Source organism: Kordia antarctica (genome assembly GCF_009901525.1).
Lineage (GTDB): Bacteria > Bacteroidota > Bacteroidia > Flavobacteriales > Flavobacteriaceae > Kordia > Kordia antarctica.
Genome location: NZ_CP019288.1, coordinates 1565355 through 1587777, shown reverse-complemented (window position 1 = coordinate 1587777; position 22423 = coordinate 1565355). Strand labels below are relative to the sequence as shown.

The 22423-nt window shown below is 30.9% G+C and carries 20 protein-coding genes and 1 pseudogene; 2 read left to right on the top strand and 19 right to left on the bottom strand.

What is annotated here, in order from left to right:
* Positions 1-1517: 1517 nt before the first annotated feature.
* The 12 genes from tnpC to IMCC3317_RS06350 form a co-directional block, all read right to left on the bottom strand.
* Positions 1518-3005, bottom strand: a complete 1488-nt coding sequence (gene tnpC, locus IMCC3317_RS06405; protein ID WP_228054778.1) for an IS66 family transposase — start codon at positions 3003-3005, stop codon at positions 1518-1520.
* A gap of 49 nt (positions 3006-3054) precedes the next feature.
* Complete coding sequence (tnpB, locus tag IMCC3317_RS06400; RefSeq protein WP_228054780.1) at positions 3055-3408, bottom strand: IS66 family insertion sequence element accessory protein TnpB; 354 nt, start codon at positions 3406-3408, stop codon at positions 3055-3057.
* On the bottom strand, positions 3396-3746 hold the full coding sequence (gene tnpA / locus IMCC3317_RS06395) for an IS66 family insertion sequence element accessory protein TnpA (protein WP_160128709.1): 351 nt from the start codon (positions 3744-3746) through the stop codon (positions 3396-3398). The genes tnpB and tnpA overlap by 13 nt, the downstream gene beginning before the upstream one ends.
* 213 nt (positions 3747-3959) lie before the next feature.
* Positions 3960-5075: a glycosyltransferase gene (locus IMCC3317_RS06390; protein WP_160128708.1), complete on the bottom strand. Its 1116-nt coding sequence runs from the start codon at positions 5073-5075 to the stop codon at positions 3960-3962.
* A 10-nt stretch (positions 5076-5085) separates the two neighbouring features.
* Positions 5086-5655, bottom strand: a complete 570-nt coding sequence (locus IMCC3317_RS06385) for a hypothetical protein (protein ID WP_160128706.1) — start codon at positions 5653-5655, stop codon at positions 5086-5088.
* Complete coding sequence (locus tag IMCC3317_RS06380) at positions 5652-6224, bottom strand: hypothetical protein (protein ID WP_160128704.1); 573 nt, start codon at positions 6222-6224, stop codon at positions 5652-5654. Before IMCC3317_RS06380 ends, IMCC3317_RS06385 begins: the two co-directional genes overlap by 4 nt.
* Positions 6205-6954: a hypothetical protein gene (locus IMCC3317_RS06375; protein ID WP_160128702.1), complete on the bottom strand. Its 750-nt coding sequence runs from the start codon at positions 6952-6954 to the stop codon at positions 6205-6207. Before IMCC3317_RS06375 ends, IMCC3317_RS06380 begins: the two co-directional genes overlap by 20 nt.
* Before the next feature lie 225 nt (positions 6955-7179).
* A complete protein-coding gene (locus IMCC3317_RS06370; protein WP_160128700.1) occupies positions 7180-7827 on the bottom strand; it encodes a hypothetical protein in 648 nt (215 codons plus the stop codon).
* 102 nt (positions 7828-7929) lie between these two features.
* A complete protein-coding gene (locus IMCC3317_RS06365; protein WP_160128698.1) occupies positions 7930-8073 on the bottom strand; it encodes a hypothetical protein in 144 nt (47 codons plus the stop codon).
* Between the two features lie 166 nt (positions 8074-8239).
* A complete protein-coding gene (locus IMCC3317_RS06360) occupies positions 8240-9580 on the bottom strand; it encodes an NCS2 family permease (protein WP_160128696.1) in 1341 nt (446 codons plus the stop codon).
* 5 nt (positions 9581-9585) lie between these two features.
* Positions 9586-10416, bottom strand: a complete 831-nt coding sequence (locus IMCC3317_RS06355; RefSeq protein WP_160128694.1) for a toll/interleukin-1 receptor domain-containing protein — start codon at positions 10414-10416, stop codon at positions 9586-9588.
* A 9-nt stretch (positions 10417-10425) separates the two neighbouring features.
* Positions 10426-11388, bottom strand: coding sequence for a caspase family protein (locus IMCC3317_RS06350; RefSeq protein ID WP_160128692.1), 963 nt, complete (start codon positions 11386-11388; stop codon positions 10426-10428).
* A 247-nt stretch (positions 11389-11635) separates the two neighbouring features.
* Here IMCC3317_RS06350 and IMCC3317_RS23870 point away from each other — a divergent pair.
* A pseudogene (locus IMCC3317_RS23870) lies at positions 11636-11815 on the top strand (TIR domain-containing protein); the annotation flags it as partial.
* Positions 11816-11917: 102 nt separating this feature from the next.
* Complete coding sequence (locus IMCC3317_RS23650; protein WP_228054971.1) at positions 11918-12100, top strand: hypothetical protein; 183 nt, start codon at positions 11918-11920, stop codon at positions 12098-12100.
* Here the strand turns inward: IMCC3317_RS23650 and IMCC3317_RS06340 are convergent.
* From IMCC3317_RS06340 to IMCC3317_RS06310, 7 genes are all read right to left on the bottom strand, one after another.
* Positions 12081-12704 (bottom strand): response regulator transcription factor, encoded by a 624-nt coding sequence (locus tag IMCC3317_RS06340; RefSeq protein WP_160128690.1) that lies wholly within the window; start codon positions 12702-12704, stop codon positions 12081-12083. The two genes, IMCC3317_RS23650 and IMCC3317_RS06340, sit on opposite strands and share 20 nt — an antisense overlap.
* A 1-nt stretch (position 12705) precedes the next feature.
* Positions 12706-14814: a tetratricopeptide repeat protein gene (locus tag IMCC3317_RS06335; protein WP_160128688.1), complete on the bottom strand. Its 2109-nt coding sequence runs from the start codon at positions 14812-14814 to the stop codon at positions 12706-12708.
* Positions 14815-14883: 69 nt separating this feature from the next.
* On the bottom strand, positions 14884-15114 hold the full coding sequence (locus IMCC3317_RS06330; protein ID WP_160128686.1) for a hypothetical protein: 231 nt from the start codon (positions 15112-15114) through the stop codon (positions 14884-14886).
* A gap of 368 nt (positions 15115-15482) precedes the next feature.
* Positions 15483-19010, bottom strand: a complete 3528-nt coding sequence (locus tag IMCC3317_RS06325) for a T9SS type A sorting domain-containing protein (protein ID WP_160128684.1) — start codon at positions 19008-19010, stop codon at positions 15483-15485.
* A 352-nt stretch (positions 19011-19362) separates the two neighbouring features.
* Positions 19363-20451, bottom strand: a complete 1089-nt coding sequence (locus IMCC3317_RS06320; RefSeq protein WP_160128682.1) for an NAD(P)/FAD-dependent oxidoreductase — start codon at positions 20449-20451, stop codon at positions 19363-19365.
* Entirely contained in the window at positions 20441-20788 is a 348-nt protein-coding gene (locus IMCC3317_RS06315) for a cupin domain-containing protein (RefSeq protein WP_160128681.1), read from the bottom strand. Before IMCC3317_RS06315 ends, IMCC3317_RS06320 begins: the two co-directional genes overlap by 11 nt.
* A 5-nt stretch (positions 20789-20793) precedes the next feature.
* Positions 20794-22419, bottom strand: a complete 1626-nt coding sequence (locus IMCC3317_RS06310) for a class I tRNA ligase family protein (protein ID WP_160128679.1) — start codon at positions 22417-22419, stop codon at positions 20794-20796.
* Between the last annotated feature and the right edge of the window lie 4 nt (positions 22420-22423).

The following is a 22423-nucleotide window of genomic DNA, read 5'->3' as shown; positions in this document are numbered from 1 at the left end:
TATTATAATGATCACTTCACGATAAAGTGATTATCTCTTACTATTGTATGTTTAAATTGTTATTGATTCTATTATGTTTAAAATTTCTAGAATGATTTATTTGATAGATGCTTTATTGGTTTATAATTTTTACATATTGTTTCTTTTAAAAGGTTACTGACTATTTTTTAGGTATTCAAAGTCTCTAAACTTTGAAGTAATATTTAATTCACGAGGTCTCTAAACCGTCATAGAATACAAATATGGAATGAATTGATTAAATATCATTTGTTCAGTTTTGGTACTCGGTACGTAAAAACTGTAAGTCATTGATTTTATATGATTCTTTGAAAAGCGGTACAATTAGTTTTCTCCGAAAAATTGACTTTATTAATTAGTAATGATGGTTTCATTTTAAAGCTTGCATAAATTCTTTATGTCTTTATGATTACAAAGATTCTATATAAAACTGAAATATCATTTGTAAAATTTTGGTACTGAACCAAAGACTCGAAAGGGAAGGCTATGACTAAGAAAATGCTTGAAAAAGCACACATAATTACTGATTTTTTTATTTCTTTTTTTAAGGTTTAACATTCGTTTTAATTACGCCAGCTAATTTTTTAGGATCATTATATTTATATGACAATTTCTTAAATACAGTTTGATGCGTTTGTGAGTACAAAGATTTAAAACAAAACTGAGATATCATTTGCACGCATTTTGTATCATACAAATGCCTTTAAAGGCTAGACTAATGCTAAGGAAACAGTTCAAAAAGCACATAGAATTACTGTTTTTTTTATTTCTTTTTTTAAGGTTTAACATTCGTTTTAATTACGCCAGCTAATTTTTTAGGATCGTTATACTTATATGATAATTTCTTAAATACAGTTTGACGCGTTTGTGAGTACAAAGATTTAAAACAAAACTGAGTTATCATTTGTAAAATTTTGGTCATGAACCAAAGGCTTTTAAAAGCGAAGAAATACTATGAAATTAGCTTAAAAACGGAGCAGTCTTTTGAATTGAATTTTTCAGTTATTTTGAAAAGTGGAATGGGCGTATTTTGTAGTAAGAAAACAAAAACTATTTTTATTTTTTTGAAAAAACTCAATAAAGGTCAATGTGGATTGACCTTTTTGCTTAAAAGTCAATCCACATTGACTTTTAATTTGCTAAATGTATATTTATCAGTAAGTTATATTTTTTCAAAAACTTTTCAGAAATTTTTTGAAAAAATAAATTTCAAAAAACAGCCTTTTTTAAGAAAAACAGCAAGAATTTGGTGTTTTAATTTCAAATTCATTTAAAAAAGTAAAAGTGGTTTGACCTTTTGTAAGCACTCGGTAAAACCCGTATTGCATATTTCAGGATGATTTTGTAAGACTGTATTTTACATAAAAGGAGTTATGAAAAACCGTATTACACTGATAGTTAGCAAGCTTAGTATTTCTAGTTCTTAGATAGGTGTCTGATTTTAAGCTATTCTTAGTATTGGAGAGATTCTGCTAAGAAAATGGTATTTCTTTAACAATTTAAACTACTGCTGGATTTTTCCAATTTTGTGGTAGTAATTCTTCTAATTTATTGGCTTTATGCTCAGGTAATCTTTTAAAGACATCATGTAGCCACAGATACGGATTTACATCATTGATTTTACAAGTAGCAAAGAAAGAATACATGATAGCTGCATGTTGTGCAGCCTTGTGAGATCCCGCGAAGAGATAATTTTTGCGCCCGAGTGCCAGTGGTCTAATTGCATTTTCTATTAGGTTGTTATCAATCAGATACTTTCCATCTTGTGTGTAAGCGCTTAGCTTATCCCACAAGTTTAAACTATACGCAAAAGCCTTTCCAATAGCGCTTTTAGGCAATACTTTACTGTACTCTTGTTGCATCCAAGTATGAAGCTTTTCTAAAATAGGCTTCGCACATAACTCTCTATAGCGTTTTATGGTCTGTGTATTTGTAGTACGCTCTTTTATTTTTCGCTCTATGGCATATAGTTTTTGGATTTGCCCCATAGCATGGCTGGCTCTTGCGTTATCATTATCAAGTGCTTTTTCAAAATAGCGCCTGGCATGTGCCATGCAAGCCAAGAGCTTTATCGGATGTTTGGTACTTAGATTTTGGTATGCTCTATATCCATCAGTTTGCAATGTTCCGCTAAACTGTTGTAAAAAATCTTTTGGAACTTTTGCTGACCTGCTAGGATCGTACTTAAATAATACTAATCGTTCCACTGGTGCATGGAATACCCAATGATATCCTGTATGCAAGCTTCCGTTTTTATGATTGTCTTGAACTTTGATCGGCGACTCGTCCCCTTGGAGGTACTGACTTTGTAATACTACTTTTTGTAGGACTTCATATAATACCTCCAATTGTGTTACTCCTTTAGAAAACCAACCTGTCATTGATGACATTGCTACAACAACGTCTTCTCTTTTTAAAATTTGTATCTGACGATAAAAAGGAAGATGATCCACGAACTTGCTGACACAAATATGGGCTAATAATCCAGCTCCAACATTGGATTTTGGCAAGATCATGCTAGGAAGTGAAGCAATAACGATTCCTGCATCATTTGGTAATGCATATTTTGGACGAATAATTTTACGAACATAGACCCTAGAAGGCGTATACTCCAATACTTCTGTAATTTCTTCACCTATTTTAATACTACCTTGAGCAATATGCACAGGTTCTACTATTTCTTCAACTCTTGGTAAATGCGAAGCTAATGGTAAACGAATAGGATGCTTTTTTGTTTTTGACCGATTGTAACTAATCTGCTGTTGTACTACCGCTGTCTGCTCAGAAGTTTCTTCTGTAAATAGTCCTAATTGAAGTGCATCTGTGTTAGGAACAAATCGTTCGCTTTTACTACCAAAAATAAGGCGTTTTAACTCAGATAACTGTAATTCTAAATTTTGATAGTTAGAGAGTAACTGTTCATATTCTGATTTAGGAATCTGAACATAATCTTGATCGATAACCACTGTAGATAAGGATGTTTTCACATGTTAAAAATACAAATACTCCTTAGAAAAAACAATGTTTTACAACAATTTATGCAGGTATTTGATATCGCTTTTTTCTACGAATATGAGAGATTGAAATACCATCGATAAGTAACACCAATTGCGAATAACTAAGAGTAATACCCATCACAGAAGCATCATATACAGGCAACTCAAAGCGACCAGATTCCAAGCGTTTATAATACAACACAAAACCACCATCTTCCCAATGTAATATTTTTACTTTATCACGTGATTTGTTGATAAATATATATGCAGTTCCATCCAGAGCAGAGCCGTTGAGTTCTTTTTGGATAATACCTGCTAGACCATCAAAACTCTTACGCATATCGGTGGGGTGACTATATAAATGATAACGGTGTGAAATTCCTAGTCCAAACATGATATAAGTTGAGTTAATGAGCAAAGAGTCTTTTGATTTAATAAACAGGTATCTAAATGTAGACGAACACCGTTTGGATATTCAATTTTAATTGATGAATCAGAAGTAGTCATGGGCATATCAACTTCAATAGGAATAAATTTACTCCAAGATGGTTCTTCTCTAGGATGAATTTCCGCTTGATCTAATTTCTTTTCAAGATGATAGTGTTTCAGCCAATATTTTAAAGTAGCCAGCTTGATATCTTCACGCTCACAAAAATATTTCTGATCGATATCTTCTAAGTACATCATTTCTATCAAGGCAAACATACGCTCTTGTTTCTTGGAGTTTTTCATCTGACTAAAATAATCCACTCAAAGATTCTCTGCAATATGCAGTTTACCGAAGGCTTACGCTTATTCTGATAAAAATATAAAAATGAAAATACCTCTCAAAAAATGTATTCATCTTTTTCAAATCCTCAATTAAAAAGTTCCAACTTTGAATGTTCGGACTCACAGAATCCTTTTCATTTATTTGGAAGGGATTTTTTATTTTTATTATATTTTCTAAACTAACAATTTCTCTACTAACACATTAATATCATCTAAATTATTAATTTCATTTTTAAATTTTAAAGCGTTGAACTTAAATTTTGAATTATTTTTAATCTTATTTATTGATTCGATTAATTTTGAAGATGTCAAATCCTTTTTATTAATTGCTATTCCCAAACCGAGGTTTTCAATTTTTTTTGCATAAACTTTTTGATCACCAGTTATTGGTGTAATAATTAACGGAATCCCTAAACTTAGGGCTTGCCTTATTGTATTGAAGCCTCCATGCGTAATTACGAGTTTTGCTTTAGGTAAAACATGGTTATTTGGAATGTATTGATAAAATAATATATTTTTTATAGTCGGAAACTGATTTCTTACTGGATAGCTAATTAGAAATTGCTCTTTAACTTGTTTAAAAGCATCTATGTAAACGCTAATAATGTCTTTATTCATGAAAACAGTACCAAGAGTGGCATAAATTATATTATTTGGTACTGATACATTATTTTTCTTAGAAATAGAGTTATATGAATTTGACTTATAATATGATACATTATAGTTTTCAATAAAACTTTTATCATACCACTTTTCTGGCAACAAGTTGATGTATTTTTGCTTCATTAGAAAGTCCAATTTTATATCAGACTTTAGGCCACTTTTAATCCTTAAGTTATCAATTTCTAAAAAACATTTCTTAATACTTTTTTCTAAAGGGAAGTTATAGCCCCAATTTATGGTTAGCGTCTTGATATCATGTTTTTCAGCAACTATTAAAGAAGAAAATTCAACAGGGTCTCTTATTATCATTTTAGGTTTATACTTTAAAGCAATTTTCTCTATTTCATTTAGCGATAAAGTAGCTAAAGGATTAACGAATAATTTTAAAGAAAAAGGTTCATCTTTAGGAATAATATTTCTTTTTTTTAACTCTACCTGAAGATCTCCAAATCCCATGAAGTCAATTCCCATAGGCTCATGTTTAAATCCTAGATGTTCAATCTCATTTTTTAAACTTTTAGAAGTTGCGAAAATAATAGTTACATCTTTTGATTGTAATTTTTTAGCTAATGGGATTAAGTTATGTAAATGTCCTATTTGAGGTTGAGAACAAAATAAAATGTTCATTGTTGTCGATTTAATTCTTTAAACTTGGATTACCAAGATATTGTATTGTTCGTTTTTCCATATCTAATTCAATAATACCACCTCTATTTTGTTTTGTATGTTGCCAGACTTTGCATCCTTCAAGTATAGATTTTATCCAATCATCTTTAGAAGCTGTTTTAACTTCAAAAACGCTTGTTAGAGTTTCAATTACACTTAATAACTCATTTGAAATTTCTTCATTATTTTTAAAAAAGTTTTTTTCCTTAGCTTCTTCGATTACAAATGCAGCAATAGCTTCTTCTATAATCATAGCCCGAAAATCATCTTCTTGATTATAAAATCTAGAGTTACTCTTTCTTGAAATACCAAAAAGAAAACGAGAAACTGGAGACCAATTTAATATCGCCATATTTGCGAAATGAAATACATCATGCCACATAAATCCATCATCATATTTATTCCAAATCTCTGTTTTTGCGCCAATTCTACAATAATTCCCCTCATTTAGAGGCATGTAAATTTCACTTACACCCGGCTTAGTTTCAATTAGTCTAAGAGTTGCTTTTCTTGGTAATTTTTCATGATGTTTAAAATTCATACTTCTAAATATTTAATTTTTGCATTGTCTAAATCAAGTGAAATTAATCCGCCTTTGTTATTTGCAAGTTGTTTCCATATTTTAAATCCTTCAAGGATAGATAATTCCCATATATCAGATTTTAAATTTGCTATTTCTGTATAATTAGAAAAACGCAAAACGGTTTTTAATATATAATCGGGTATGGTTGAGTAATTGTAGAAATTGTCGTATTTTTTTGATTCTGAAAATATGTACGAGCAAATACCTTCTTCAATTATTAATTGTCTCGGTCCATCTATTGCTTTTTCGAAAACTCGTTCACTACGTCTTTTTATACCCATAATATCACGTATTACTGGTGACCATTTTAAATGAGTCATATAAGAAAAATGAAAAGCTAGTCTAAATCGATAGTAATCTCCATTTAAATCCCAATCTTTTTCACCTGTACGAATAGGTATTGACTGTTTTAAGTTATTGAAAACATAAACGTTAACATTCTTATTTTTTTTGTGTTCAAAATAAACTTTGAGATCTCTTGGCAATTGTTCGTGCTCATCGAAATTTTCATCTAAATATTTTGCCATATTTTTTTAATTTAGTTTTTAAATTTCCTGAAATTTCAACACCTAGATTTGTAAAACAAATTATAGAAGTTGTTTTTGGTAGTTTTAAAATTTCACGGGAAGTTTCGTTCAATTTTTTTGGGCTAATTAAAGTTGGTTTGTAGTGTCCAGAGATATTATTTAGAAATACAATGTCTGGACATTTCTTGTGCTTTTTCCAAAAAAATGATATCTCTCCTGCACAAAATACTTTCAATTCAGTACTAATTGCCAACATTGGATGAAAAGGGAAAGTAGTTACATCCTTATTTCCAATAATAAAATTGTCAATTGGCTGAGGAACTCTATAATAGTTGAAATTTAACTTTGAATCTATTATATAGATAAATCTATTATGTAAATGTTTATGATTATCTTCAAATGATATACTTGAATGACATTCATCTTTATATTTATTAATATGTTTTTTGTATAAATTGTTAAACTTCTTTTTGGGGAATTGATAAAAAACTTGACCACTTTTCGAAGTTTCAGAATAATCAAAATTATTTTTTCTACTAGAATAGAAAAGTATGGAATGAAGATCATTATAAGTTTTTTCGAACCCTAATTTGGATTTCTCATTCCATACATCTTCGTACAAGTAATTACAAAGCTTTAGAAACCTATAAAAAGTTGACACTGGGTTTATTTTGTCAAACTGAATATCAGATTCTATTATAAGTTTTTCTAATCGTTCATTTAGTGCCATGAAGAACCTTGAGCCTTATTTCTTGGTATTTCATCTTTGACTACTAGTACTTTTGCTTCTACATCAGTGATAAGTTCTTCAACTTCTCTAATTAGTTCATTATTCATAAGTTTTAATTTTAATTTATACTTACTTCAGTTTTTTGTCTTTTTTCAGTTTGTTCCGACAGTTTGGTTTTCATTAACACAATGTATGTATATATGGAGTCTCTATTTTTATTTTCTCTTATTTACTCAAGTATTTTTCAGCAAATTGCCTGAGTGGAATTATTTTATTTTCAAATTTCCTAGAACTAAAATTTTCGAATAAAGGACTAATTTTTGATACAATATCAAGCTCTATTTCTTCATTTCCTTCAAGGGCAATTTTTATTTTGAAATTTTCGTATATCTTAATTTGAATAATAGAGGAGACACACTTAATCATATTACCTTCTTCCGAAATACAATTGATTAGACCTGAAAGTTTGATCTTATTGGTTACATCTGATTTTGAAAAGATTATAAGTCTTTCAAAGCTAATCTCATTCGAATTTATACTTCGAATACCATTAATGAGGTAGACTAAATCTTCAGCAGCGATTATGATACCTTGTTTTATTTTCCTTTTAACAAAGAGTCTTAAATAAATGATTAAACCAATAACAAGGATAGGTAGCAAAAATGAAAAATCAAATCCTTTGTTTTCGAATATTGTTGATATTAGAAGAAACATTGCGATAATTACAATATAAGTCAACCAAATTTTTATATTCATTCTTTTTTCAAAAGCGCTTTCTGTAATACTAAATGCATCTATTTTTTTATTGAAAAATTCCACCTCTAATAAACTTTTTATATTACTAAAATTCTTTTTGTTATCTATTATTTGCATTTTTCATACTTTTTGTCAATTGGTTTATTTCGAGATATTTAAATTATCAAAAATTGTATTTTTGGTTTCATTATTTATTCTAAGGTGAGTATATTTTAATATTTATTTACTTTCAAAAGTTTTTTCAGTATGCCTACAATTTCCATTTCGACAAACATAAACCACATAAATTCCTTTTGGTTCTACTTTTTCTGATTGTGCAAACATTGATGTTTTGCAAGACGGACATTTTTTTCCTTTAGCCATTTTATATTTTGTTTTTTTCGGTTATTACTTTTAATATATTTAAATCTTCATCATTCTTTATTTCAAATGATTCCATACTTTTCTTTTTTTAATAATTAATTGTTACACTTGAAATGTTCGACAACTGCCGCACTTTTAAGCACATTTAAATAATTATTATTCACTTTTAAGTTAACCATTGTGCTATGGTTCCTATTATTAGAACTATCATGGATGCTACTAAATAAATATTTGCTTTTTTATACTTTATGAATTCATGAATTACATATCCGACATATCCAATAATTAAAGCATACTGGAGTGAAAAAGAGAGTAGTACTACCAATAACATAAGTGCAAGTATAATTTTATCACTCCTAACGAATCTTTTCCATATCGTATCATCATCTGATAGAAATTTTATCATTCCATTTGGCATTAACCATAACCCTACCCATATTAGAGCAGATGAGGTCGCAACAACAGGGACAAATTTTATAAGTGGAGTTAGAAATATACATGATAACAATAAAACACCTGTAGTAACAGCTGTCAATCCAGTTCGACCACCTTCTTTAATTCCCACACTACTTTCTACAAAAGTTGTAACGCTACTCGTACCAATTATCGGACTAACCAAAGCTGCAAAGCCATCTACGTATAGGCCATTATCAATTTTTTCATTTTTTGACCCTTTTTTTGAAAGAATATCTGTATTTACTGTTAAACCAATAATTTTAGCAACACTACCATAAAAATCTACCAAGAAAAGAATGAGAATCGGCGCCCAAGAACGCGGGTCCAAAATTACATCCATACCACTCCAAAAAGAACCTACAGCAGAAAACATTTCCATAGAAAACTCTGCTGGCTTCATATCATCAGCAATACCAACAAAGTTCGCGTAAATTGCCATCGCAATAATACTAAGTAAAATAGAACCTTTAAATTTTAAGACTTTTTCTAATATAATGATTACCAAAAGACCAATATATAAGGTAATAGCACCTTTTCCAGTAAGATCACCTATACCTATAGGTGAAGCGCCTTCAAAAGCAACTATATTGGATAATTTTAAACCTATCATTACTAAAAACATACCAACACTTGCCGCTAATGCATGTTTCATATTTTCTGGAATACTTTCAATAATTTTTTTTCTAATACCTCGATATGATAAAATAAAGAAAATCAAAGTTGAATAAAATACAATTGCTAAACCTTGCTGCCATGAGAATCCTAAAACACCAACTATATAAAATGCCACATAAGCATCCATTTCAAGACCAGGTGCAAGAGCGAAAGGTAATTTTGCTTTTAGCCCCATGATTATTGTAAATACTCCTGAAACTATAATTGTAGCAAAAAAAACAGCACTTTTATTTATACCGCCTTCCGATAGTATGGCTGGGTTTACTACGACTATATATGCTAAACTCATAAAAGTTGATAATCCAGCTAAAAGCTCAACATTAATTGAGGAACCTTTTTCTTTAATTCCAAAATATTTCTCTATTTTACGTTTCATTGATTCTATCTTTTATAATTAATATTAGGTTTTATTTTTTTTTCTATAAAAGAACCAGCTGTAAACCCACCAATCATTTTAAGAGCTGCATCCCAAGTTTTATCTGGGCTTGTTATGGTTAAAACCCAAATAATTATGGTAAGTATTAATGCTAGTGCTGTCAAGCCATATATATCTTGATTATATAAGAAAGTGGATATAGATAAGAATGCTAAACTAATATCTGAGATAGCATAAGTCATTCTATAGGTACACAACAGTGCTAATGGTATATACCTTCCTATTCCTGTATAGTTTGGAAAAAACCAAGTTGTATTTACAGCGGTTGATAGAATAAAGAATAAAATCAACCAATCCAAGACCGTTTTTATTATGGCTTTTTTTTGCTGCTCTTTATTGTTTATTTTTATTTTATTTTCAATTGTTTCTGCAAATTTTTCTGGGTTGTGATTCCATTCAAAATAAGTCATTCCTTTTAAGGAGTCGTGAACCTCACTTAGTTTGGTGTCGTCTATGTTTAGAGGAAAAAGGAATTCATGTCTGTTCACTTGTAATCTTGGTATACAAGCGGCAATTTCTGTCTGGACACATTCATTTTCTTTATCTAAATAATTTTTAGAGATAACCATGATTACGTACTTCGCTTTACGACAAAATATTTCGGTGAGTTGTTCTTTTAAATCTACACCCAAAGTCTCTTCTAATTGATCTGGATAAAAATAAATTTTACTCTTTGGAAATTTTTGCTGCAAAAATGTATTAATAACTAAAGCAGTATCATGATCATCATCAGCAAAAGAAATTGCAATGTCAAATTCGTAATTATTTGTTGTCATGATATTTTTTTAAATAACTTCTCTATGCACCATTTCCCAATAGGATTCTCCTAGAGGCGTTAACTTGCACCCTTTTTTGTTCTGTGCTGCCCAATACATGTCTCTAGCCCCATCTGGAACGACTAAGTTGACTCGATTAAATAATTGTAAAACCTTGAATTCTTCGACATGTTTAGGGATAGCTTCTTTGTTGTTGGTATATTCATAAGTTTTATTCAATTTGAATATCATATCAGGATACTTAAATAATTTTGTAATTTTCCGTAATTCATTAACGTTTAGCTGAGAAGTAATTTTTCGTAGACAGAAATATCGTTTTACTTTAGTTGTAAACATAGGACGTTGTCCATATTCGCCCATAGCTTTATCTATATAGCCATAAACATTTCCTATAGTAACTTCCCCTAATATACTTGCAGCACCACCTTTTAGTGCATGACAAAAAAGTGTAGTAAACACTCCATTTTCATTAACTTCTTCTGAAAATTGGCTCTCTGTTGATGCAGTAAGTATCGTAACTCCTTCAGCAATACGAGTAAGGTTTTCTTCAAAAAAATCCTGATCAAAATTTCCTGCAAAGCAACAGTCTAATATCACGATTCTATTTGAGGCTGGAGAATTGTTAGCCATTTTTAGTATGCTAGCCATTAATATACCTTGATCTCCTCGTTCACATTCTGAGGTTACCAAATACCCTTGTCTATTTTCAACATGTCCGTGGCCTGCAAAATAGAGTAATGAGACATCTCTTTTTTCTCTAAATAATTCTCTAATTTCATCCATCAAGTATTCTCTGTCGATACAACGATGGGTTTCAGAAGTTATTGATTCTACAAAAAAGTTTCTTTCCTTTTTTTCGTCTGCATGATATTCTAGAACATCCTTAACATTATTAGCATCATTTACACAACCGCCTAATGAATCCATAAAATTATACGAGTTGATTCCGATGATAAGTGCTTTTCGTGACATGTTGTATCTGTTTTATTAAAAATATTTATAAATAGTTATTCAACAAATTTGATGGATTTATTAATGAATTATATTATTATATATGATGATTTTTTTATCATAAGTAGTTGGTAGTTTCTTTTTAATTATTAATTCTTTTTTTGAACAAAAATTCGGAATGATACATAAAGTATTTATAAGTTATGATCATGAAAACGATTTTAAATTTCGATAAAAGTATGAAGATTTATTTGGGAAGCATTTTGATATTTTTGATTCATATTCAGTACGACAAGGAGAAATTGGTAATATCGGTACAGATGCATTTAGAAAGCAGATTCGTAAAAAACATCTTAGAGAATCTACGGTTACAATTGTTTTAATTGGTAAAGATATTTGGCGAAGACATCATGTAGATTATGAAATTCAAAATTCCTTAAGTAGCACTTTAAGTAATCCAAGGTCTGGTTTGTTAAGGATTATTCTTCCTTCATATCCAGAATGTCAAAATAGAACTTATGATCCTAAGACTATTCCTCAACGGTTATTTTTGAATTTGGAAAATAAATATGCAACTATTCATTTATGGTCAGGCGATCCTATAAAAAATCAACGTTGGATTCATGAGGCTTTTGAGAAAAGAGGAAAATTAAATCCGAATAATTCTATGGAATTAATGACAAGTAATTGGAAAGGGAAATCGTGGGAGCATATTAATCATACCCCTTTTTGATAGCAAATTTGATTAGTTCTTTGGAATTTTTTACTCCAGTTTTTCCAATTAAATTTTTTCTGTGAGTATTAATAGTGGCTACAGACCTACTTAACATTTCTGCGATCTCTTTTGAAGAATAGCCAAAAGCGATTAGTTTAAGAACCTCCAATTCTCTTTGTGTAAGCTTTAATTCACCATACATATTAGGGGATTTTTGACTATGCATTATTGTATTTTTGACATTTTCAGCATAGTAATCATTCCCATCTGCCAAGGCGAAAATTGCTGGTAACAAATCTTGCTTCACTTTGTCTTTTAATATGTATCCTTTTGCTCCACTTAAAAGACTTTCTCTTATAAATTTCGCATTATCATGCATAGAAACAATTAATACTTTTATCTTAGGAAAGTTTTTTTGAATGTGCTTTGCTAATTCAATTCCGTCCATTTCAGGCATACTTATATCCAGTATTGCTACATCTATTTCTTGATGTAATAATGGTATGACATCTTTTCCATTGGTAGCTTCTCCAACAATGATAATATCATCTCTAGTTTGTATAACTGACTTTAAACCTTCAATAACCACATCATGGTCATCTGCAATTAGTACATGTATCATTTTATGTTTCATTTAAGGGAATTACAATGTGAATATAAGCTCCTTTTCCAGGAGTAGAATCAATAACTAAAGTTCCTCCAAGCGAAGCCACTCTAGTTTGTATATTTTTAATCCCCAATCCTTTTCCTTGATTTTCTTCAACATTAAAACCAACACCATCATCTTCTACAGCTACTTGAAGTTGTTTTTTACTTTGAATTAATTGAATTGTAATTATTTCAGCTTTTGCGTACTTCAAAATATTACTAACAAGTTCTTGAATGATTCTATAGATTGTAATTTCTATGGTGCTATTGAGTCGTTCATCAAATCCGTCAATGGATAGCTCAACACTTAAGCGATTACTAGATTCTAAAGTTTGTTTTAAATCTTTAAGCGCAGCTAATAAACCAAAGCTTCCTAAAACACCCGAATCCATTTTTCGAGATATTTTTCTAACATCTTCGCAAGCTTTATCAAGCAATTGTGTAGCTTTATTATACTCTTTATAACTAGTGGTTTTTAATTCTTCCATTTTCTCTTCAACAATCTCGAAATGTAATTTGAGCATAGATAACGTGCTACCAATACTATCATGAAGGTCTTTTGCGATTCTTTGTCGAACATCTTCTTGCCCTTCAATCATTTTATGCATAGATTTTATGGCCTGATTCTTTAATTGTTTTTCAATTTTTTGTCGTTCTATTTGTTCTTGCTGTGCTTTCTGTTTTTGTTTATTTCCTCTAATTAGAGCAAAAAATAATAGTACTAAAAGGGAAGATCCAATTAGCAAACCGTATATAAGATTGTTCTTTCGTGTATTTTCACTTTGCACGATCAGTTTATCTTTTCCTAATAATTCAATGATTTTTTTATTTTCTTCATAATTATCCTTTATATGTATCGCATTTATAAAAGTGTTTTGCAAACTATCTCTCAGTTTTGCGTATTGATTACTGTTTTTGAACGCCTTATCATATACTCCTAGTTTAGCATAACCAACTGAAAGATTATTTAAAACTTCCAATAGTAACAACTTATCATTTATATTTTTTGCGATGTCCGAAGCTTTGTTATAATATAAAAGTGCACTATCCAATTTGCGCTCTTCAATATAAGTATTCCCTAAATTATTATATGTTTCTGCTCGGTTTTCTAGAGTTGAGTATTTTTTCGGAACAGATAAACTTGAAAAATAATGTTTTTTTGCAAGGTTAAGTTCTTTCTTTTTAAAGTGAATAATCCCAATATTATTATTGACATCAGGATCTTCATAATCAAGACCTGATTTTTTACTCAACGCCAATGTTTTAGTATAATATTCCAATGCTAAAGAATGATTACCAGATTCAAAGTATGCAACTCCTAAATTGTTGTACAAATTTAATAAGTCAACAGTGTTTTCTCTAAACCCTTTTTCGGCTTGGAGTAGGTAATTTATGGCTTTTGGATAATTTTTCATTGAAATATAGAGTAAACCAAGATCCATATAAGAGTCAGATAAACCGTTTACATCGCCCAACTCTTTTCTAATGTCTAAACCTTTAAGTATATATTCCATTGCTTTATCAAATTCCCCAAGCTCTTTATAGCAATGACCAATGTTTGTTAAAGCTATCGCACTTGCACCTTTACGATCAGTTAATTCAAATTTTTGTAAAGAGGCTAAGCCATATTCCAATGCTAGAGTATAATTACCTTTGTTTTGATAAATGAGGTTTAGTTGATTTTGCGCTCGTCCAATGCCAAAAGAAAAATTTTCTTTTGTTTCCATTTCTAGTGCTTTTAAATATAACTTTTCTGCCTCGGTAATTTTTTTTTCATGAAGTGCAATAGTGCCTATTCTCGTTAAGCTAGTTATATAACCGCGTGTAAACGATAATGAATCACTGAGGTTTTTGGCTTCGGTAGCAAATTGTAACGCCTCTTCTGTTTTAGTTTCGTATAATTCAAAAGCTAAATCATTCAAAGTGTTAACTCTATTAGTGTCTTTTGGTTGTTTTTTAAGTGAAATATATAAATTATCTATAATTGGATTTTGCTGCGCGAATGTGGTAAAGCAATAAAAGAAAAGTAATAAAATTTTCATTTTTTTATAATCAGTTTTGGCGATAACAAGTTTTAGTGTCATAAAAAATGCTTTATTTCTTATAAAGATAATAAAGCATTGTAAGATTAGTAGTAATAAAATTAATGAATTTTACCTTTTTGTTTTTTTGCCTTTCGATTTAATTTTACTTCCTGGCCTTACTACAGTTCCTGAGGATTTAGTTGATGTGCTATTTTCTAAGCCACTATTTGTTCCGCTTCCTGTTGAAGTAGTAGTAATAATAGTGGTAGTGGTAGTATTGGAAGAACTAGGAGTAGTAGTGTCATTTTCTGTTGAGGAATTAGATGTTCCATTTTCAGTTGTTTCATTTGAAAGTATCATAATGTTTGAGTTTTAGTTGATATACAACAAATGTGATATATTATTAATGTATAATTTTCATCAAGAGAAGTGATTTATTTTCTCCTAACTAGTTATTAGTAATATATTTTTCACAAACAAACTAATCTCCTTCAAATCCTCCACCAAAAAGTTCGAACTTTGAAAGTTCGCGGTCACAAGATAAAGTCTTACTAGAAATAGTAGGACTTTCTTGTTTTAGTAAGTTTTTTTATTCTCAAAGCTTAGTTTTAAAGAAATACAATTCTGCTGAGTTGTCATTAAAGAATTTTTTTATAAGAGAAAAGCGCAACAAAATTTGTTACGCTTTTATTGATTCAACAAAAAGTACTTCTTAAAAAGTGTACTTCTTATTTTTTTATAATTTTATGTGTGTAGATACCTTTGTCAGTTTCTATGGAAAGGAAATATAATCCAATTGCATAATTATTTATAGCGACTTCAGTTGATGTCTGTGAATTTGAAAGTTTGATTTCTTTCAATAATCTGCCATTAAGATCGTGAATAGATAGCTTATTTATACGCTCTTTTCCGTTTATATGTATAATATCTTTAGTAGGATTTGGATAAATCGAAAATTCATTTTCTGCAAATTCATTAACAGATAGTGTTTCTACGATTTCTGTCGATACTGTATTTGTTATAATTGGCGGATTGAAATCAAAGAAAATATCAGCTTTGTTATACATGATATCTCCAATTGCTACAGTACTTTTTGGTTTAATTTTATAGGCAATAAAACCATGTGAATTTGGCTCATCTGATGTGCTATCGGGTAAATTAATGTAATTGAATATAAAATTTACCATATTACCATCTCTTATTTCAACACGTCCGTCATGACTTAGGCTTTCTAACTGCATTGTTGTCCAATCTAAGTTTGCATCTAATACATTTTCAACATTTACATTAATTGCAGAAGCCGTTCCTGTGTTTTGAAAACGAATGATATAGTGTAAATATTTATCAACATCTTCCAATAAAATCTGATCACCTTCTAATACTTGTATATCATTTGGATCATATGAGCCAATTACAGTTTGCTCTAGTGTGAATACATTGTCTTCTTCTGTATTATCTCCAGTAACAGGATTTATAGTCGCTGTAGTACTTAAGACTTCTCCAATATTAGTTGTTGGTGGCGCAAATACATTAAACTGTAAGTCAATGACTCTTGTTTCAAACGGATTTAAGTTTGAATAATTAAACGTAAGTGAATTTGATGTTTGAGAGTTTACAGTTTCACTAGCATTCAAGAACTGTAGTTTTGTATTATCATATTCAAACGTAACATTTCCACTTAGCTGTGTTGTTCCAAGGTTTTTATACACAATTCTATAAGTTGTATCAAAGCCAGGACGTGGTTCGTTTATTGAAGGATATATACTTATACTTAGATCATTAACTATTGTATTTGGCGTAATACAGAAGTTAGCAATATCACTGTTACCTATTCCTGTAAAACTTGAATTTACTGAAGTTGGATTGAATGCGAAATAACTTGGTAAATTTGAAGATATAGTAGTCGTGAAATTTCCTTCATTTACTGGTAATTCATATCCTCCTGAGGATAGTGTAAACGTACTAAAACTGTCATTTCCGTTATCGGCGTTTATCATTATGTTGTTCATACCCCAATTACCCGTATTACAGTCATCATTATTTATGTTATATGTAACTGTTCCATTTATTTGATTTCCGAACAAGCCTAAGTTCTTATGCCATTTTACCCTACCATTGTAAGCTGTTGATGAACCAGAAATAAAATCAATGTCTCCATCTTGATCCAAATCTCCGCTAATCATTATCGGATCAGAATTAAGAGTAGGTGATATTTCTTGTTGTACATTATCAAAATTTCCATTTATGTTTTCAAACCAAACAATTTTCCTTGATGATGTTAATGAAACCGCATCTAAATCACCATCGTTATCTACGTCTTCAAAAAACACAGATAGCGCAAGGCTAGCATCAGGAGCTAAGATATTTTCTGAACTAAAATTACCTAATCCGTCAAGATTTTCAAACCAAGCAATTTTAGTTTCACTAGATGAACCAGAAAGAATATCTAGATCACCATCACCATCGATGTCTTTTATATCTATAGATCTAATTGAATTGGCTTGCGATGAAATTATTTTTTCTGAACTAAAAGTTCCCAATCCATCTGTATTCTCATACCAAGCAATTTTATCATCATTTCTAGAGGCAGAAACCACGTCGATGTCACCATCCATGTCTATATCAACTCCTTTTACATATATTGCATAATTTGCATTTGTTGAAATTAGCTGCTGTACTCCAAAAGTACCTTGCCCATCAAGATTTTCATACCAAGCAATTTTGTCATCATTGTATGAAGCAGATAGTAGATCTAAATCACCATCACCATCTATATCTGAAGCATGCGTCATTATTGGCGCATCACAACTAAAGGTTATGATGGTTTGATTCTCAAAAGTACCTTGTCCATCCACATTTTCAAACCAAATAATTTTATCATCTCCTGTAATTGAACCAATAATATCCATATCGTTATCTCCATCAAGATCAAATGCAGATGCAGATTTAATATTCATATATAGATTGTTATATATATTATGCTGAATTTCATAATTTTGATTACCATCCAAATTTTCAAACCATGCGATTTGACCATTCGCGGTAGTTAGGATATCGATATCTCCATCATTATCGAGATCTGATAAAAAAGAAGAATCGGGATCTTCTGCACTAAAAGAAATCGTATTTTGAACAAAGTCTGCCATTCCATTAGTATTTTCCAACCAAATTAGTCCATGACCTCCACTTCCGGCGAGAATGTCTAAATCATTATCACCATCTATATCAAGGATTTCTATTGCATTTACACCTGAATTAGTGTTGTTCAAAATATTTAGCCCTCCACTAAAGCTATTATTTCCATTATTCAAATATAAAAATAGTCCATTGCCATCAATTAAAATATCGACATCTCCATCTCCATCTAAATCATCTGCATTTGTAATATCAACATCTCCATTAATAGATGTATCTATATATCGAATTGAAGAAAAATTTCCCGACCCATTTATATTTTCATACCAAATTAAATGATCATTGTAACCTGCTGGGATAATAATATCTATATCTCCATCTCCATCAATATCTTTAGGAGTTAGTGCTTTATAATCTATTGATGAAATTTGATGTTCTATTGTAAAGGCTCCATTACCATCTGTATTTTCAAACCATACGATGTCATCCAAAGAGGCAATTATATCCATATCTCCATCTCCATCCATATCTTCTCCATACGCAAGAGCCCATGACAGTGAATGTATTGTAATAATTTGTTGTGCTCCAAAATTACCAAGACCATCGATGTTTTCATACCAAGCTAACTTTTTGTCATTGTATGAAGTAGAAATTAGATCTAAGTCTCCATCTCCATCAATATCTACAGAACGAATTGAAGTTACTCGGTCAACATCTTGAGTAATAATATTAGTAGTAGAAAAATTTCCTAATCCATCAGTGTTTTCAAACCAAACGATAGAACTATTTGTAGAAGCAAATATGTCTAGATCGCCATCATTGTCTATATCTTTCGTTATAATATTAGAAGATGCACTGTCAAAATCTGAAGATACAGGTCTTTGGTATCCAAAAGTTCCTTGCCCATCTGTGTTTTTATACCAAACTAAACCAGGGAAACCATCGTAATGACTCGTAACTACGTCAATATCTCCATCGCCATCTAAATCGCCCGCAGCTGCCGATGCAGTTAATCCATAAGCATTTGAGAAGCCTGTTATTTCAATCTCTTGAAAACCAATTTGAGAATAACTGTGAAAACATAAAGAAAGTAGTAATGTGTAGAATGTAATTTTTCTCATAATTTATTTTTAACCAAGCAAATAAAAGAAAATATACTAAATTAAAAAAATCTATTATGCAAGCTTGATAACTTTTCAATAAACGTTTTTAAAAAGCAATAGATTAAGATGCAATTAATAACGAAGAATATTCTTTTACAAACAAACCAATCTCCTTCAAATCCGCCACCAAAAAGTTTGAACTTTGAATGTTCGAGCTCACAAAATCCCTTTCATTTATTTGGAAGGGATTTTTTGTTTTTATGAATAACGAAATAGATATTGATATTGAAAAGTGTAAAGAAATAGACCTTAATGATTTTGAGACTCAGTTTCTTGACCTTGAAATATTCATGGAAGCAGTCATTTCGATTTATAATGTCTTTAATATTGTAAGAGCTTCTATAGCTATTCCGGGAGCTAATCGAAACCCTGATCCTGAGCCTGCACCAGCTATGACGTAATTTTCTAGTCCAGAAATTGATTTGATAATTGGGTCACCGTTTACACCATAAGCATCGCAAAAAGATCTTCCTCCAGAGATAAGTTCAACAAATGGAGGATATAAGGAATTGAGCACATCTTTTGCTGTTAACAAATCATCTGAATTAATCTTTAGTTCTTCAAGCTTAGGCATAACGTTCCATATTTCACTGCGAAAACTAAATAGCCATCGTCCTTCTTCATGACGAGGAAGTAAGAATGCTTCATTATCAAAAGAGTATATTACGGGAGCATCGGGATGCGGCTTTGCTTCAATATGTAACGCAACAATTTTTTTGTTCCTAACGCCAAGCGAAGCACATTTACTGGACATTGGACCAGTTAACATCCATGGACCTGTAGCTTCAATGACATTTTTTGTGTTGATTACAATGCCATTTTCTGCGGTAAGCATCAAGGAATCTTTCATCTTAGAAACAGATTTTACTTCAAATCCTTCTATAATAGTGCATTTGTCCTCTTTTCTCAAGTTTGAAATTATTTGTTCAGCTACATTATTTTGAGTAGCATATTGAGCAAATGGAATATGAAACAATGACTGATCATTTGTAACGTTAAACCCAGGAAGAAAACGTTGTAGCTTTTTTAAATATTTCTCATGATTATCTTCTTCAGATATTGAACTAAAGAAATGTTTTCGAATTGTTTGTAATTCCTCTTTTTTACTTATACCAAAGGCATTTATGTCTTTTATGGCAAGTGATGGCGCATCGGATAACAATTTTTTCCAATTTTCTTGACTGCTTTTCACCAATTTTCTTCGAAGTGATGTATGACCTCCAGGCATATCCAAACTTGCCGAATATCTAGACGTACCATTTCCCACCAAATTGGCATCCACAAGTAGAATATTCCAGTGAGGAAACATAGTTTTGGCTAAGTGCATAGTCCATGCGCCGATGATACCTCCACCAATAACGGTTAAATTGAATGTTTTAGTCAATGTATTATTCTTCATGTTCTTCCCACCAAATTGAAAATATAGTTAACAATTCTTCTCCTGAATTATAAACTTGATGACTTTCCATTGGGTCAAAATGAATAACATCTCCTGCTTGGATATCGCCTTTAATATCTCCTTTAAAGGTCAATACGCCTTTTCCAGAAGCTACAAACCAACATTCTTTTACCTCATGTTGATCTACAGGAGAACTAAACCCAGGAGAAACGGACCATCTGGAAGCTTTAAAAGGAGCTTTGACTTTTTCTTTTAAATTTACTTCAGAAACTTCACTGCCTTCTGCACCGCTAAATTGCGGGAAAAAACCAAGTTGTGGAATGAGTTGTTTTGCCATAGTGTTTATTTATTAAGAATTAAAGAATTGGGTAATATTGTTAGCAAATCTATTTCTCTTACTTTACAGAACCAAACGGGTAATTTTGATTTTACAAAAGGCTTCTGATTGTAGAATTCTTGAAGGCTAGGAATACCTTCATTGCCTAAACAATTCCAAATAGAACTTGCAAACTCAGGCATTATAGGCGATGCTAGCAAGGCTAAACCTTTTATCCACCAGACCAATTGCTCTTGATCGATCTTATCTTGATAGTTAAGCCACTCGATGAGAAATATAGTACCATTCCTAATCTTTTGAGTAGGAGGCGTCATGCATTTTGTTTGATTTTTTATAGCAATAAAGAGTTGATCTTCAATAGTAGAGTTAATGATCGGGATGTGCGAATTATCAATAGTTTCCCAAATATCATGAACTTTTTTCTGCAATTCTGTACACAATAGTTGATTATTAATTTGAATAAATTCATTAATACTAAAAGCGGTAGCTGTTTCTTCAGGACATTCTTGAATAAGGTAAAAGCGAAGAGCATCTGCACTAACGGAAGTTTTATTGATAATATCTGCTCCCCAAATAACATGTCCGCGACTTGTAGAGAATTTATCTTTTTCTAAGTGAAAGAAATAATTAGGCATAAAATAGTCAAAACTCTTGTACTCGGATACAGTTAGGGCAAGTGCCAAAGCTGACATAATGTGAGGAATGGTATTGTCAATACCAAACGAGATCGCTATTTTTAGGTTTGAGTTTTTATGAAATGCATTTTTATTGTCTTTAGAGAAATATTTCTTGTAAACTTCACCAATGAATAGCGAATAAATGTAAAGACTAGAATAGGTAAATACTACTTGGGTATAATCTGAACCTTTAACAGGATAGGTAACGCCCCATTTATCAGGGTTTGTTAGCCTAATTACGCCTTTTTGGTCTTGAAAAAACGATCTACAAATTTTTCTAAAGTGTTCGGGAACTTTCATTTCTTCCCATTTGGATTCTACACGATCCATAACATCTGAAATATTGAGAAATAGCGAAGGTGTTTCTATAATTTCTATATCAGATTCACCATTATTGGAGTAAGGATTGATAAGTTCTTCTGGCTGATATTGAGTGCCGCATTTTTCACATTGATAACTTCCAGATGGCTGATTACAATTTGGGCATTCTCCAGATAACCAACATCCTAAAATAAATTTATCTGATCCGGGCGAATAAAGGTATTTTCCATTTCGTTCAAAAGTCTTGCCTGTTTTGACAAGTTTGTCCAAATAAGCTTTATGGAATTTGTGATAATCAGCATTTAATTCTTTTGATAAAGGATTAAAATAACATGCAAATTTAATGTTAAGTGCTTCCAAATCTGCCTTTCCGAGCGAATGAAATGTATTGCAGATCTCTTCTGGTGTTTTTCCAGTTTCCTCAGCTTTCTTTAGAATATGTGATTCATATACATCTGAACCACAAAAAACAGATGCTTTTGAATTTAATCTTCGTTGTGCTCTAGCTATAATGTCTAGTTTTAAAAATGGGCCAGCTATATGTCCCAAATGAATTCTGCCATTTGGAGTAGGAATAGCAGGAATTAGCAGCCATTCTGAAGTTTCATCAATGAGTTGTTTCAGTTTTTCCATAGTT

Bases quoted from the DNA above. Each gene is read 5' to 3' on its own strand.
- tnpB (WP_228054780.1), bottom strand. From the start codon at position 3,408: ATGTTTGGACTAGGAATTTCACACCGTTATCATTTATATAGTCACCCC.
- tnpA (WP_160128709.1), bottom strand. From the start codon at position 3,746: ATGAAAAACTCCAAGAAACAAGAGCGTATGTTTGCCTTGATAGAAATG.
- IMCC3317_RS06390 (WP_160128708.1), bottom strand. From the start codon at position 5,075: ATGAACATTTTATTTTGTTCTCAACCTCAAATAGGACATTTACATAAC.
- IMCC3317_RS06385 (WP_160128706.1), bottom strand. From the start codon at position 5,655: ATGAATTTTAAACATCATGAAAAATTACCAAGAAAAGCAACTCTTAGA.
- IMCC3317_RS06380 (WP_160128704.1), bottom strand. From the start codon at position 6,224: ATGGCAAAATATTTAGATGAAAATTTCGATGAGCACGAACAATTGCCA.
- IMCC3317_RS06375 (WP_160128702.1), bottom strand. From the start codon at position 6,954: ATGGCACTAAATGAACGATTAGAAAAACTTATAATAGAATCTGATATT.
- IMCC3317_RS06370 (WP_160128700.1), bottom strand. From the start codon at position 7,827: ATGCAAATAATAGATAACAAAAAGAATTTTAGTAATATAAAAAGTTTA.
- IMCC3317_RS06365 (WP_160128698.1), bottom strand. From the start codon at position 8,073: ATGGCTAAAGGAAAAAAATGTCCGTCTTGCAAAACATCAATGTTTGCA.
- IMCC3317_RS06360 (WP_160128696.1), bottom strand. From the start codon at position 9,580: ATGAAACGTAAAATAGAGAAATATTTTGGAATTAAAGAAAAAGGTTCC.
- IMCC3317_RS06355 (WP_160128694.1), bottom strand. From the start codon at position 10,416: ATGACAACAAATAATTACGAATTTGACATTGCAATTTCTTTTGCTGAT.
- IMCC3317_RS06350 (WP_160128692.1), bottom strand. From the start codon at position 11,388: ATGTCACGAAAAGCACTTATCATCGGAATCAACTCGTATAATTTTATG.
- IMCC3317_RS06340 (WP_160128690.1), bottom strand. From the start codon at position 12,704: ATGATACATGTACTAATTGCAGATGACCATGATGTGGTTATTGAAGGT.
- IMCC3317_RS06335 (WP_160128688.1), bottom strand. From the start codon at position 14,814: ATGACACTAAAACTTGTTATCGCCAAAACTGATTATAAAAAAATGAAA.
- IMCC3317_RS06330 (WP_160128686.1), bottom strand. From the start codon at position 15,114: ATGATACTTTCAAATGAAACAACTGAAAATGGAACATCTAATTCCTCA.
- IMCC3317_RS06325 (WP_160128684.1), bottom strand. From the start codon at position 19,010: ATGAGAAAAATTACATTCTACACATTACTACTTTCTTTATGTTTTCAC.
- IMCC3317_RS06320 (WP_160128682.1), bottom strand. From the start codon at position 20,451: ATGAAGAATAATACATTGACTAAAACATTCAATTTAACCGTTATTGGT.
- IMCC3317_RS06315 (WP_160128681.1), bottom strand. From the start codon at position 20,788: ATGGCAAAACAACTCATTCCACAACTTGGTTTTTTCCCGCAATTTAGC.
- IMCC3317_RS06310 (WP_160128679.1), bottom strand. From the start codon at position 22,419: ATGGAAAAACTGAAACAACTCATTGATGAAACTTCAGAATGGCTGCTA.